The 13811-nt window shown below is 33.8% G+C and carries 15 protein-coding genes; 14 read left to right on the forward strand and 1 reads right to left on the reverse strand.

Features of this window, described 5'->3' with window-relative positions; genetic code table 11:
• Positions 1–70: 70 nt before the first annotated feature.
• A complete protein-coding gene (locus KCG49_RS08270; RefSeq protein WP_218545748.1) occupies positions 71–679 on the forward strand; it encodes a DUF4254 domain-containing protein in 609 nt (202 codons plus the stop codon).
• Positions 680–723: 44 nt separating this feature from the next.
• Complete coding sequence (locus tag KCG49_RS08275; RefSeq protein WP_256259921.1) at positions 724–1758, forward strand: glycosyltransferase family 9 protein; 1035 nt, start codon at positions 724–726, stop codon at positions 1756–1758.
• 6 nt (positions 1759–1764) lie between these two features.
• Here the strand turns inward: KCG49_RS08275 and KCG49_RS08280 are convergent, their stop codons facing one another.
• Positions 1765–2823: a ferredoxin--NADP reductase gene (locus KCG49_RS08280; RefSeq protein ID WP_218545749.1), complete on the reverse strand. Its 1059-nt coding sequence runs from the start codon at positions 2821–2823 to the stop codon at positions 1765–1767.
• 174 nt (positions 2824–2997) lie between these two features.
• Here KCG49_RS08280 and KCG49_RS08285 point away from each other — a divergent pair, with 174 nt between their 5' ends.
• From KCG49_RS08285 to atpE, 12 genes are all read left to right on the forward strand, one after another.
• Entirely contained in the window at positions 2998–3330 is a 333-nt protein-coding gene (locus KCG49_RS08285) for a PadR family transcriptional regulator (protein WP_218545750.1), read from the forward strand.
• Positions 3331–3333: 3 nt separating this feature from the next.
• The gene (locus KCG49_RS08290; protein WP_218545751.1) at positions 3334–3984 is read left to right on the forward strand and encodes a hypothetical protein; all 651 of its coding nucleotides are present in this window, start codon (positions 3334–3336) and stop codon (positions 3982–3984) included.
• 2 nt (positions 3985–3986) lie between these two features.
• A complete protein-coding gene (locus KCG49_RS08295; protein ID WP_218545752.1) occupies positions 3987–4655 on the forward strand; it encodes a hypothetical protein in 669 nt (222 codons plus the stop codon).
• Positions 4656–4672: 17 nt separating this feature from the next.
• On the forward strand, positions 4673–5392 hold the full coding sequence (locus KCG49_RS08300; RefSeq protein ID WP_218545753.1) for a hypothetical protein: 720 nt from the start codon (positions 4673–4675) through the stop codon (positions 5390–5392).
• On the forward strand, positions 5389–6087 hold the full coding sequence (locus KCG49_RS08305) for a hypothetical protein (protein ID WP_218545754.1): 699 nt from the start codon (positions 5389–5391) through the stop codon (positions 6085–6087). The genes KCG49_RS08300 and KCG49_RS08305 overlap by 4 nt, the downstream gene beginning before the upstream one ends.
• 57 nt (positions 6088–6144) lie before the next feature.
• On the forward strand, positions 6145–7623 hold the full coding sequence (locus KCG49_RS08310) for a DUF5687 family protein (protein ID WP_218545755.1): 1479 nt from the start codon (positions 6145–6147) through the stop codon (positions 7621–7623).
• A 15-nt stretch (positions 7624–7638) separates the two neighbouring features.
• A complete protein-coding gene (locus KCG49_RS08315) occupies positions 7639–8361 on the forward strand; it encodes an ABC transporter ATP-binding protein (protein WP_218545757.1) in 723 nt (240 codons plus the stop codon).
• A 189-nt stretch (positions 8362–8550) separates the two neighbouring features.
• Positions 8551–11190: a type IX secretion system periplasmic lipoprotein PorW/SprE gene (porW, locus tag KCG49_RS08320; RefSeq protein WP_256259922.1), complete on the forward strand. Its 2640-nt coding sequence runs from the start codon at positions 8551–8553 to the stop codon at positions 11188–11190.
• Between the two features lie 18 nt (positions 11191–11208).
• Entirely contained in the window at positions 11209–11664 is a 456-nt protein-coding gene (locus KCG49_RS08325) for a bactofilin family protein (RefSeq protein ID WP_218545758.1), read from the forward strand.
• Positions 11594–11860: an AtpZ/AtpI family protein gene (locus KCG49_RS08330; RefSeq protein ID WP_218545759.1), complete on the forward strand. Its 267-nt coding sequence runs from the start codon at positions 11594–11596 to the stop codon at positions 11858–11860. Before KCG49_RS08325 ends, KCG49_RS08330 begins: the two co-directional genes overlap by 71 nt.
• Before the next feature lie 551 nt (positions 11861–12411).
• Positions 12412–13515 carry a F0F1 ATP synthase subunit A gene (gene atpB, locus KCG49_RS08335; protein ID WP_218545760.1) on the forward strand — a complete coding sequence of 368 codons (1104 nt, stop codon included), beginning with the start codon at positions 12412–12414 and terminating at the stop codon, positions 13513–13515.
• Between the two features lie 19 nt (positions 13516–13534).
• Complete coding sequence (gene atpE, locus KCG49_RS08340; RefSeq protein WP_034042296.1) at positions 13535–13744, forward strand: ATP synthase F0 subunit C; 210 nt, start codon at positions 13535–13537, stop codon at positions 13742–13744.
• Positions 13745–13811 lie beyond the last annotated feature (67 nt).

Consider the following 13811-nt stretch of genomic DNA (forward strand, 5'->3'; position numbering starts at 1 on the left):
TTAGGACTGTTTGTTGAATGGCTAAGTTAATAATTCAAAGTATATTTGCATATTCTAAAATCGAATTAATATGTTTTCAGATAAGGCAAACGCTATATTCCAAGAGGTTATAAAAACATACAAAGTTTTGAATACGGTTGATCAATCTTTCACAAACAAATATGATAAAAGTGAAGATTTAATAGCACATTTACTGTATAGAAAATGCTGGATTGATACCGTTCAATGGGCTTATGAGGATATTATTAGAGATCCAAATATAGAACCTATTGCGGCATTAAAATTAAAGCGTATGATTGATGCATCTAACCAAGACCGAACAGATACGGTTGAATATATCGATAGCTATTTTTTAGATAAATACAAAGATGTTGAGGTAAAACCCAATGCAAAAATTAATTCTGAAAGTCCAGCTTGGGCTATAGATAGACTATCAATTTTAGCTTTAAAAATCTACCACATGCATCTCGAAACGATTAGAGACGATGCATCTGATGCTCACAAAGCTGCTTGCCAAAAGAAGTTGAATATTTTGTTAGAGCAACGCAACGATTTAAGCACAGCTATTGATGACTTATTGAACGATATTGCCAATGGAGACAAGTACATGAAAGTCTATAAGCAAATGAAAATGTACAATGACGATGAGCTTAACCCGGTTCTAAGAGGACAAAAGTAATTTGTCTCCCTGAACTTGTTTCAGGATCTCATTTACTGAAACGAATGCCAAACCCAAAACACATACTCGTCATAAGATTCTCAGCGATGGGAGACGTAGCTATGACGGTACCTGTGTTAAGAGCGCTGACTGAACAATATCCTGAGTTAAAAATCACAGTAGTCACCAAGTTTTTTTTTAACCCCTTTTTTAAAGATTTAGAGAACGTTGAGGTTTATTCTGCGGATTTAAAAGGAAAACACAAAGGTGTTTATGGGCTTTATAAGCTTTCAAATGAGCTAAAAGCCAAACGGTTTGATGCTGTAGCAGATTTGCACAACGTTTTACGAAGTAAAATCTTAAAATTCTTTTTTACAGGAAAGAACGTTATACAGATCGATAAAGGTAGAGCAGAAAAAAAGGCTTTAGTTTCTGGTAAACGATTTCAACAATTAAAAACTACGCATCAGCGTTATGCTGACGTGTTTAATAATCTGGGTTATCCTATTGATCTGTCTAATCCATCATTCCCCAAGAAAGTTGATTTAACTTCAAAACTAAACGCTTTTATTTCTAATAAAGAGCATAAAACTATAGGTGTTGCGCCTTTTGCAGCTCATAAAAGTAAAATGTATCCATTACATCAAATGGAAGATGTTATAACTGAATTATCTAAAGATTACAACATCATCTTGTTTGGTGGAGGAAAAGAGGAAATAAAAACTTTAGACCAGTTTGAAGCTAAATATAAAAACGTCCGTTCCGTGGCTGGAAAATTGAATTTAGACGAAGAATTAGCTTTAATTTCTAATCTAGATGTTATGCTGTCTATGGATTCTGGTAATGGACATTTAGCGGCTATGTTCGGCATAAAAGTGATTACAATATGGGGAGCTACACATCCTTATGCTGGCTTTGCACCTTTCAATCAACCTAAGGACTATGCTCTTGTAGCGGACAGAAAGCAATATCCACTAATACCAACTTCGGTTTACGGAAATAAGTTTCCTGAAGGTTATGAAAATGCCGCAGGTAGCATTTCCGTTGATGCGGTTGTAACAAAAATTAAAGAGATCTGTGGGCTTTCAAAAACGAAGTGAACATTTTTACACATCATCATAATCCACAACAACTGATGCTGTAGTAGGGTGTGCTTGGCAAGTCAGCACCAAACCTTCCGCAACTTCATTATCTGTAAGTATATTGTTTTGTCTCATTTTGGCCTCACCTTCAGTTAATCTAGCAATACAGCTACTGCAAATTCCGCCTTGGCAAGAGTATGGAGCATCAATATCTTGTTTTAAAGCTGCTTCTAGGAGAGAGTCTTCTTGAGACATAGTGAATTCAAATTCTTCCTCATCAACAAGCACTTTGATTTTTGAGCTTCCATTGGGGACATCAACATCTGAATCATTTTTTGCTTCTACAGGAGCGGTAAACAATTCGAATAAGATATTTTTTTCTTTTACGTTGTTTTCAATGAGAACATCTTTAACGGTATAAATCATTTGCTCAGGACCACAGAGATAAAATTTTTCAATAGTTACATCCTTGTATTTGTTTTTTACGATGAGGTTAACTGTACTTTTTTCAATTCGGCCGAATAAGGCACCTTCTTCATTTGCTTGACTGTATATAAAATGCACATGGATACGGTTACCATATGTATTCTTTAGCTCCATTAAGTCATTAAAAAACATGGTATCATCTACGGACTTATTACCATAAATTAAGATAAAGTTGCTAAAAGGCTCCTCTTCGAGCAGTGTTTTGGCAATACTCAAAACGGGTGTTATTCCACTGCCAGCAGCAAAAGCAGCAATGGTTCTGGTCTTTACTTCATTAGTTTCAAGTATAAAACGGCCATTAGGTTCAGCAACTTCAATGGTGTCTCCGGCTTTTAATTGCTTGTTTGCATAAACGGAAAATGTACCACCTTCAACAGCTTTTACAGCTATGGTAACTTCACCACTATTTTTAGAAGAGCAAATAGAATAATCTCTTCTAACCTCTTCGCCATTAATGGTACTTTTTAAGGTGATGTACTGACCAGCTTCAAAATTGAAATCATCTTTAAGATTTTCGGGAATGTTAAAAGTAATTGCAACAGATTTGTCGGTTACGTTTTCTATGGATTTTATGCTAAGATTATGAAATTGAGACATTGTAGTTTTAATTTTGCGCAAAGATAACGAATAACAGCAGAATTTTATGATGGCGAAGTGAAGTCGAAGCCAAAGTTTTCATAAAAATGATGAAATTTAAGTCTGTTAAAATATACCTAAGATTATTATGCATAAGAAAATTATGTATAAATTTGCATTGCTAAGTCAAAATCAATGAGTAATTCAAAATTATATAAAGGAAGTTTAAATACGATCATTCTAAAGTTGCTTAACGAGAATGATAAAATGTATGGCTATGAGATTACCCAAAAAGTAAAAGCGTTGACTAAAGGCGAACTTAATATCACAGAAGGAGCGTTATATCCTGCGCTTCATAAATTAGAAGCAGAAGGCCTTTTGGATGTTGAGGTGGCAAAAGTTGATAACCGATTGCGTAAATATTACAAACTTACTGAAACAGGCACTAAAGAAACTGTCAATAAACTCAATGAACTTGCTGAATATATTAAAACTATGCAGGCTTTAGTAAAGCCTAAATTTGCTTAATTTATGGTAAGGTTGAATAAGGAGCAGATACAGTTTATAGATAATTATTTGGAGAATTCGGATGTGACTCATTTAGATATTAGATCGGAAATGGTGGATCATGTAGCGTCAGGCATTGAGGAAAAGATAGAAGCAGGTGATACACGTGATTTCTACTTTATATTTAAGGATTATATGGTAGAGCATAAATCTAGGTTACTTGATAATAATAAGCAGTTTATTAAATCAGCAGATAGTAAGTTAATAAAGCTTATTTTAAAAGAACTGGTAAAATGGCCATGTATTTTGGTATTCTTCGGATTGATAGCTCTTTTTAAATATTTAAACGTCGCGTCAGAGATTAGTGGTGTAAAAACATGGTTTGGTTTATTGCCAATATTAAGCTTTACACTTTTTGGCATCTCTTATTTTATAGCGTTAAAATATTTTAAATTGGCTCGTTTTTCCTCCATTGAGAGATTGGGATTTTTATTTGCGATGTCATTTCAGTTATTTCACTTCTGTTGGAATATTTCTCATTTAGAGTTTGTAAAAAAGTTTGATTATATCATAATTGGCTTGGTAAGCCTAGCATTATCGATACTTTTAGCGATGATTTTCGTAACTATCAATCAAGTTAAACATTATAAAATTAAATTTAAAGATTTAGCTTAATCATGAAACTTTCAGAAAATGATATTCAAACCATAGACAGATACCTTAAAGACAAGGGTATTGGCTACTGGGATATAAGGTTAGAAATGACGGATCATATCGCTTGCGAAATGGAAAGCAAAAATGGAAGTTATGATTTTCATACACTTTTCATGCACGTTTTGGACAGGTTGGGCTGGAAAAACGATTTAAAATCTTTTGAACAGAGACGACTAAGGTCAATCAATAAAACAGTCCGTAAAAAATACGTTTCAAATTTTGTGGGTCTTTTTACCAATATTAAAACTTTAATAGTTGTAGGCTTTTTTGTGTTTGCATACTACTTATTATTTCAGAATTTTTCGAGTAAAGTATTTAGTATTATTAGCCTTATGTTATTTGGGTTGCCAATTCTCTATTTTACAATTCACTATGCTTACATGTCTATAAAATTTAAAAAATCAGGATATTTATTATACGGATATTTTTATATCATCTTTTCTATGCTAATGTCCAATCTGTTGTACCAATTACCTAGACCAGATGGAGTCTTTGAGGTTACAGAAAACGTAAGGCAAAGTATTATATTTTTTACCACGATTTTTAATGTGTTATTCATCTATTCGGGAATTAAGATTTATCTAGAAACCACTAAAAAATACAGAAACCTACAGGATAAACTAGCAGTTTAGCAACATTCGACGTTAAAATGAAACTCACTAAAGCAGAAATAAAATTCATTGATAATTACCTTATAAAAAATGGGGTAAAATATTGGGATGTGCGACTAGAATTGTTGGATCATACGGTCTCTGCTGTAGAGGATAAGATTAACAATGAAGGAGTTTCTTTCAACGAGGCTTTGCTAGAGATTCATCATGGATTTGGGAACCGAATTCACAACGGGTATACTTACCATTTAGATTTTGAAAAAGCTTTATATATTGATAATAAGGGTTTAAAAAAACTCACTTTAAAAGCGCAAAAAAATATGGCTAAGCAACATAGAAAGCGTTTTTGGAAAACGTACCCTAAGTTTTTAATGTCGTTGCGATTCTTATTAGAGTTTTCAATAATTATAGGAATAGTTTTTGTAGTACATAGATTTAATCCGAAAACCGCATTAATAATCGCACTCATAGCCTGCTTTTTACCAGAGATTTTTAAGATATTTTTTGGTGTTTTTGATAGATCTAACAGAAAATCTCTTAAAATGCAGATGGCAGTCAATATAAGTAGTTTGTATATGGCATTGTCTTATCTTTTAATGGGTGTTTTTAATTCATATTATGATAGTGTACCCCAAAAGCCATACGTTTACTTGACCGTATTTTTTGTTTGCTTATTTCCTTTTGTACGGCATGCCCTTAACACATATAAACAAATATTTATAGAAAATAGAGAAGAATATAGGCTTGTAAACGCATGAAATTAACGGATTCTCAAATAGAAAAGTTATACAACTTTACCCAAAAGCATTATGTGGAATGGTACGATGTACAAACAGAACTTGTTGATCATTTAGCTAACGGTATTGAAACACAATGGCAAGAGAACCCAAATACTTCTTTTGAGGATGCCCTCAAAACAGAATTCAAAAAATTTGGTGTTATGGGTTTTGGCGATGTTGTTGAAGAAAGAACGAAAGCGCTGAACAAAACATATTGGCGTTTAATATGGAAGAACTTTAAAGGCTTTTTCAAACTACCAAAGATTATTTTAACACTGTTTTTAATTTGGGCATACTATACGGCTTTATCTTTTTCTATGCAATACCATACCAACTGGGTGGTTATACCAACACTAACCGTTTTGTTTGGATTTCCTTGGTACTTTTGGATTAAAGAATTTAAACGTTCTAGGCGACTAAAAAAACAGACCGGGAAAAAGTGGCTGTTTGATAATACGATTTCTCAACTAGGTGGTTTGGTACATGTCATGAATTTTGCCATTTATTTTCAGGTCTTTTATCAAAATAAACAAGTGTGGCCTGTAAGTTTGTCCGTTATATTTTCTATTTGTGCTGTACTAATTGGAATGCTAATTTACATAGCCGTATATGTAGTAACACCAAAGCTTAGAAATGAAATGGCACAGCATAACCCAGAGTATAATTTTGTATAGCAGATGTAACAAATTAGAATAAAGCCACACTAACTCAACACAAACTAACCTAAAGCTATGATAAAGCATTTTCTAAATTTAGAATGGAAACAATACTTCCGTTCGTCTTATTGGCAAAAGAATATAGCACTCAATATCCTTTTAGTGTTTTTTGCATTGTATTTCGTAGCCTTATTTTTAAGTGGGGGATTTATTTTGCTTCCTGCACTTAAAAAGCTTTACCCAGATGAAGATCCATTTATAGTAGCCAATAGTTTTCTCTTTTTTTGGATTATAGGTGATTTGTTGGGACGTTTCTTTTTACAGAAACTACCAGTAATGAGTGTCAAGCCCCTGCTAACACTGCCAATAAAGCGCTCTACTGTTGTTAACTTTGTATTAGGGAAATCAGCATTATCTTTCTTTAACTTTTTACCACTATTTGCTATTATACCATTCAGTATTATGCTGATTAGAGATGGTTACGCTACTTCTATGGTTTTACCATGGATGTTGACGATGGTTATTATTGTGCTCATTATAAACTTCCTCAACTTTATCATTGAAGCGTTTTCTGCAGAAACCGAATTATCTATTTTGCCATTATTGTTAGTTTCAGGTGTTTTGTTCGGCTTAGATTATTTTGAGATAGTGTCCTTTAGAACATTAATTGGTGATGGACTTATTAGTATTGCAAATAATCCTGTATTAATAGTAATCCCTTTGCTGATTTTATTAGTTAGCTATTGGCTCAATTACAAACTTTTAAAAGATAAATTATTCTTAGATAGTTCTTTAAAAACCAAAGTACAAGAAGTAAAAGCGGCTGATTTATCTTGGACTAAGCGTTTTGGTGATATTGCGCCTTTTATGCAATTAGATCTAAAGTTAATTTGGAGAAATAAACGCACTAAGTCCATGTTACCATTAGTTATATTATTTCTGTTTTACGGATTAATATTTTACCCTCAGGAAACCTATCAAAACCAGCCTTGGTTTTATGCCTTCATAGGCATTTTTGTCACAGGAATTTTCCTTATCAACTTTGGTCAGTTTATTCCGGCTTGGGATAGTAGTTATTATAAAATGCTAATGAGTCAGAATATTAAATACGAACAATATTTAAGTTCTAAATTCATGTTAATGATTATGAGTGTGGTCATCCTTTTCGTGCTTAGTATTCCGTATGTGTATTTTGGCTGGAAGATTTTATTGGCACACTTTGCTGCAGCTATATATAACATAGGCGTAAACTCTCATGTCATCCTTTTTGGTGGCTCTTTCAACAGAAAGAAAATAGATTTAGATAAAAAAGCAGCGTTTAATTATCAAGGAACTGGTGCTGTACAATGGATAATAGGTTTTCCGCTTATGCTTTTGCCCTTGGGGATTTTTGGTATTTCGTATTGGGCATTAGGATTTGAAGTCGCCTGTACCATTCTTGCCATTCTTGGCATTGTGGGAATTGTGCTGCACAAAAAACTGATGACAATCATTACCAAACGTTATTTAAATTCAAAATATAAAATGATTGACGCTTTTAGTCAAGACAACTAATAACATACCAACATCATGATATACACAAAAGACCTTTCAAAATCATATAACGGAACTACGGTTCTCAATATCGAAGAATTAACCATTCCTAAAGGGCAGAGTTTTGGGCTCGTTGGAAACAATGGAGCAGGTAAAACCACGTATTTTAGTCTGTTGCTAGATTTAATAAAACCTACAACAGGAAGTATCACTAGCAATGATGTTACCGTGGACCAAAGTGAAGACTGGAAACCATTTACATCATCATTTATCGACGAAAGTTTCTTAATTGGATATTTAACGCCAGAAGAATACTTCTATTTCATTGGTGATCTACGAGGACAGAACAAAGCCGATGTTGATGCGCTAACTGCTAAGTTCGAAGATTTTTTCAATGGAGAAATCATAGGTAAGAAAAAATACTTACGTGATTTAAGCAAAGGAAACCAGAAAAAGGCTGGTATTGTAGCGGCACTCATTGGTAATCCCGAAGTTATAATCTTAGATGAGCCGTTCGCTAACCTAGATCCAACGACACAAATCCGTTTGAAGCAAATTTTAAAAGATTTGGCCGAAAAACAAGGTGTTACGGTACTGGTATCCAGTCACGATTTAATGCATGTTACAGATGTGTGTGAGCGTATCGTTGTTTTAGAAAAAGGAGATATTGTTAAGGATTTAGAAACGAATCCTGCAACCTTAAAGGAATTAGAAACCCACTTTGCGAGTAATATGGTTGCTTCTGTTGAGGAGGAATAAGACATAATTAATGTGATTTTTAAGCTTGTGATTATAAATGTAATCACAAGCTTTTTTGTTTAGCCGAACGTTGTTATACCTCGAAAAAGGTATAAATAACATCAAAAATTCAAAAAGATGTTTATTTTTACCACGTTACACACTAAATATCTAATAGTTTAGTTATCTATTAATCAAATAGAACCAACGTTGAAGACCTATTACAGAACTATATTATATCTCTTTATTGTGGCGTTTGTTACCCAAAGCTGTTCGCGCAAAAAAGACACTTTTGTTAGCAGAAATTTTCATGCCTTAGGAACCAAATACAATATTCTATATAATGGTGATATTGCATTACAAAGAGGTATAGATGGCGTAAACGATGCGTTTACCGAAAATTTTTGGGAACTACTTCCTGTAGAGCGTATGGAAATCAGTGAAGATATTTTTCTACCAGGTCAATCTAAAAATGCTGATTTTGAACGTGCTGAAGAAAAAGCCATAAAAGCCGTACAAAAACACGGTATGAATATTAATGGCAGGGAAAAAAACCCTCAAATTGATGAAGCTTATTTACTTTTGGGCAAAGCACGCTATTACGATCAGCGCTTTGTGCCAGCACTTGCAGCATTTAATAATATTCTGAATAAATATCCGACAAGCGACAAAATCAATCAAGTAAAAATTTGGCGCGAAAAGACCAATATGCGCTTAAATAATGATGAGGTTGCCATTAAAAAGTTAAAGCGTTTATTGGAGGAAGAAGAAGGTAATATAGAAGGACAAGATTTGGCAGATGCCTCAGCAGCTTTGGCACAAGCCTATATCAACACTAAATCTAAGGATAGTGCTTTGGCGCAATTGGCTGTGGCTGCCGAAAACACCAAAATCAAGAGAGAAAAAGCACGCTACCATTTTATTAGGGGCCAACTCTACAATGAGTTTAAGAAAAAGGATAGTGCCAATATAGAATTTGATGCCATTATAGATATGCACCGACAAATTCCGAGAGCTTTTTACATTAATGCACACTTAGAAAAATCTTATAATCACGATGCGTTAGATGGGGACGATATAGAATTTCAAGAATATCTTACGGAACTTGAAGAAAATCGTGAAAACAGACCCTTTTTAGATAAGATTTATTACCGTATTGCAGAATACCATCGCAATAAAGCTTCCGATAGTTTAGCTGAAGCATACTATAACAAATCGCTGAGAAAAACCACTTCAGACAAACACCTAAGAGCACTTAGTTATGAGACACTGGGTAATATGTACTTTGACCGAAACATATATAAAACGGCCGGCGCATATTATGATAGTACCATGACAGCTATGGTCGAAAACTCTAAACCCTTTAGAATAATTAAGAAGAAACGCGAAAATTTGGATGATGTTATTTATTATAAAGGTGTTGCAGTGACCAATGATAGTATTTTAAAGATGATAAGCCTTCCCAAGGAGGAACAATTGGCAATATACTCAGTATATACAGAGCAACTAAAACAACAGGCTTTAGAGGAAGAAAAGCGCAAAGCAGAAGAATTAGAAAAACGATCATCTCAAACCACTATATCCAATAACGGTATAGATGCTAAAAATCCAAGATCAGGAATTAGCCAAAAAGGCTCTCCGGGGGAGTTTGCATCCAAAAGTAAAAGCATAAGTCCAGTTGGTAATAATAAGAGTAGTTTTTACTTTTACAATCCAACTACGGTGGCCTATGGTAAAAACGAATTCTTGAGAATTTGGGGAGATCGAAAATTGCAAGATAACTGGAGACTGTCTAATCAAAGAGCAGGTATAAACAATGCGGTTAGAAAAGATGTTGTAACAACTAATACAACAGACGATAAGCGTTATGATCCAGAAACGTACCTGGCATCATTGCCAACAAAACAAACAGAAATCGATAGTATAGCGAAAGAACGAAATTTTGCTTACTACCAGTTGGGCATTATTTATAAGGAAAAATTTAAGGAGTTGGAATTGTCTAAATCTAGATTCGAAGATTTATTAGAGAGCAACCCAGAAGATCGTTTAATATTACCTTCTAAGTATAATTTGTACAAGATCTATATAGAATTGGGATTGAACACAAAGGCTGAAGCTATGAAAGCTGATATTATAGCCAATTACCCTGAGTCACGTTACGCAGAAATCTTACTGAATCCGGAGTCTGAGTTAACTAAAGATGAAAATAGTCCAGAGGTTATATACACCAAATTGTATAAAAAATTCGATAATCAAGAATACCAAGCTGTTATTGCTGAAGCCGAAACACAGATTAAACGCCTAGAAGGTGATGATTTTTTGCCTAAATTCGAAATTCTTAAGACTTCGGCTAAAGGAAGACTTTATGGGTTTGAAGAGTACAAAAAAGGGATTGACTACATTGCATTGACATACCCAAACACAGAAGAAGGACGAAAAGCGCAAGATCTATTGCAAAATGCTATACCAGCTCTGGCAAAGAAAGAATTTGTACCAGACGACAAACCAAAAAACTTTAATGTCATTTATCAATTCCAAAAAGGTTCTGGTGAAGACATAGACACTTTTATTAAAACACTAGACGAAGAAATTGAGAAAAAGATTAAATACTTTGATTTAACCACCTCAAAGGACGTATACGATGAGAATACAACTTTTGTGGTTGTACATGGCTTAAAGAGTATTCAGGGAGCAAGCGGTTTTGCACAGTTATTAGAATCTGATGAAAAAGATAAACGCGGAAAGCCTGTAAAGCCAAAAATAACAAAAGAATATTTTGCAATTTCCTCACCAAACTACACTATTATTCAGCGCCATAAAAACTTAAATGCCTATTTAAAATTAGAGTAATTAAAACCAAATCATATCATGTTTTCCTCAGACAGTAAAAAACCTAAACAAAAAACAACAATGGAAACAAGTACGCAACAGAATATTATAGCACAAGGCACAAAAATTGTTGGTGATATTGCCAGTCAAGGGCCATTTAGAATCGACGGAACAGTTGAAGGCAATGTAAAAACCTCTGGTAAGGTTGTAGTAGGTAAATCAGGATTAATAAAAGGGACATTACAAGGAGAAAATGCTGATTTTGAGGGCAAGTTTTCAGGGAAACTGATTCTTTCAGGTACATTATCATTAAAATCCACTGCACTTATTGAGGGCGAAGTACACACAAGTAAACTAGCCGTAGAACCCGGAGCAACGTTCAATGCCACTTGTAGTATGAAAGGTACAGTAAAAGCATTACCAAATGAACCAGCCAAACCAAAACAACCAGAACAACAAGTCAAAACCGGACAAAGACCAGAAAGACAAGCTTAATACCTATGCACGTTTTTCGGGCATTGTTGTACAAATGGTGGTCATCATATGTGTAGGTACATTTATAGGTCTAAAATTAGATGAACGTTTTCCAAACGAAAACAACCTCTATACGCTTTTTTTTACATTAGGTTTTGTAATTGCTTCTATTGTTTTTGTAATTAGACGTATTATTGCAGCTTCAAAAGATAGTTAATAATTACAATGGAGGAATTTAGAAAGAGACAAATTTCATTTTTGTTACAACTGATGGGTGTATCCGTTGTATTGTTTGCCGTTCACAGTTATTTGTTATATCATTTTGCGAAGGAAATTATTTTTTTCTTTCCAGTTTGGCAGATCTATGCGTTTCATGTATTTGTTACCGCAATGTTCTATACGATAATTAATTACAGATTTTCTTCAGGAAAAAAGAACATATTCAATCTGTTTATGGTGCTAACATTTTCAAAAATGGTACTAGCGATCTTGTTTTTACTGCCTTTATTGCTTTCAGATTTTGAAAACAAGCAGCCAGATGTGTTCAATTTTTTTATCCCTTATTTTATGTACTTATTCTTTGAGGTTTTTGCACTAACCCGATTTCTTCAAAAGTCTTAAAACAGCATTAAAAAAACGCCTTTAAAATCAACACATTTATGTGATTAAAACCCCTTAAAAATTATAGGGAAATTATTGCTTGTCAATTCATTTAATGTTTGTACATTTGCACCGAATTTAAAGCAAGGTATTTTTAAGCCCATTAGAATGAGAATAAGCACCTTTAAAAACATAATATTATCAGCATTATTTTTAACTGTTTTTAATATTGGTTTTGCCTCTGAAACTAAAGACGGAGGAGACGACGAAAAATTCGATCCTAAGGAGATGATTTTACATCACGTTAAGGATGCCTACGGAATGCATATTGCAACCTTAAATCAAGGTGAAGAAAATGAACTTCATATAACTATACCATTACCCGTAATCGTATATACAGATAAGGGCTTAACAACGTTTTCATCTTCTGCATTTCACCACGATTATCATGGTCATGAGATTGTTGAAAGAAATGGTCAGCGCTTTGTTAATGTTCATGAAAAAGTATACGTTTTAGATAAAGGTGCTAATGAAGTTGCGTTTGATGCTGAAGGTCACCCGACCAATGCACATAGACCTAAATTTGATTTGTCTATTACAAGAAACGTATTTATGATGTGGGTCTCTATAGCAGTATTATTTTTAATCTTTTTAACTGCAGCACGTCGTTATAAGAAATCTGATGACAATGTACCATCAGGTGTTGCAAGTTTTGTTGAGCCTTTAGTCGTGTTTGTTAGGGATGAGATTGCTAAGCCAATGATTGGTGAGCACAAGTACAAAAGATACATGCCTTACTTATTAACTATATTTTTCTTTATATGGATTAATAATATATTCGGATTAATTCCAATTCTTAACGGTGCTAACTTAAGTGGTAACATTGCATTTACTTTTACATTAGCAGCTATTACATTCATCATTACAACATTTAGTGGTAACAAAAATTACTGGAAGCACATCTTTTGGATGCCAGGCGTACCTGTGCCAATGAAAATATTTTTAATGCCAATTGAGATTATAGGTATGTTTGTTAAACCTATCTCTCTTATGATTCGTTTGTTTGCTAACATTACAGCAGGTCACGTCATTATATTAGCATTAATGTCATTAATATTTGTATTCAAAACTGTTGCTATTGCACCAGTATCTGTAGCATTCTCATTGTTTATTACGGTTATTGAGGTTATTGTAACGGCAATACAAGCTTATATATTTACAATATTGTCAGCCCTTTATTTTGGGATGGCAACTGAAGAAGAACATCATTAATTAATTTAAATTTTATATTATGACTATTACTGGAATTGCAGCTATTGGAGCTGGTTTAGCAGCTATTGGAGCTGGTGTTGGTATTGGTAAGATTGGTGGGTCTGCTATGGAAGCTATGGCACGTCAACCAGAGATGCACGGAAAGATTCAATCTTCTGCATTAATCTTAGCAGCCTTCGTAGAAGCGGTAGCACTATTTGGTGTTGTTGTTGCTTTCTTACAAGGGTAAGACATTAAGATACAGAAGTAACGGTTGGTTGCTTCTGTATTTTTATCATTCTTCAAAGCTTTAGTAG

Origin of the sequence: Winogradskyella luteola, from assembly GCF_019203985.1 — a bacterium.
In the GTDB taxonomy this organism is placed as follows: domain Bacteria; phylum Bacteroidota; class Bacteroidia; order Flavobacteriales; family Flavobacteriaceae; genus Winogradskyella; species Winogradskyella luteola.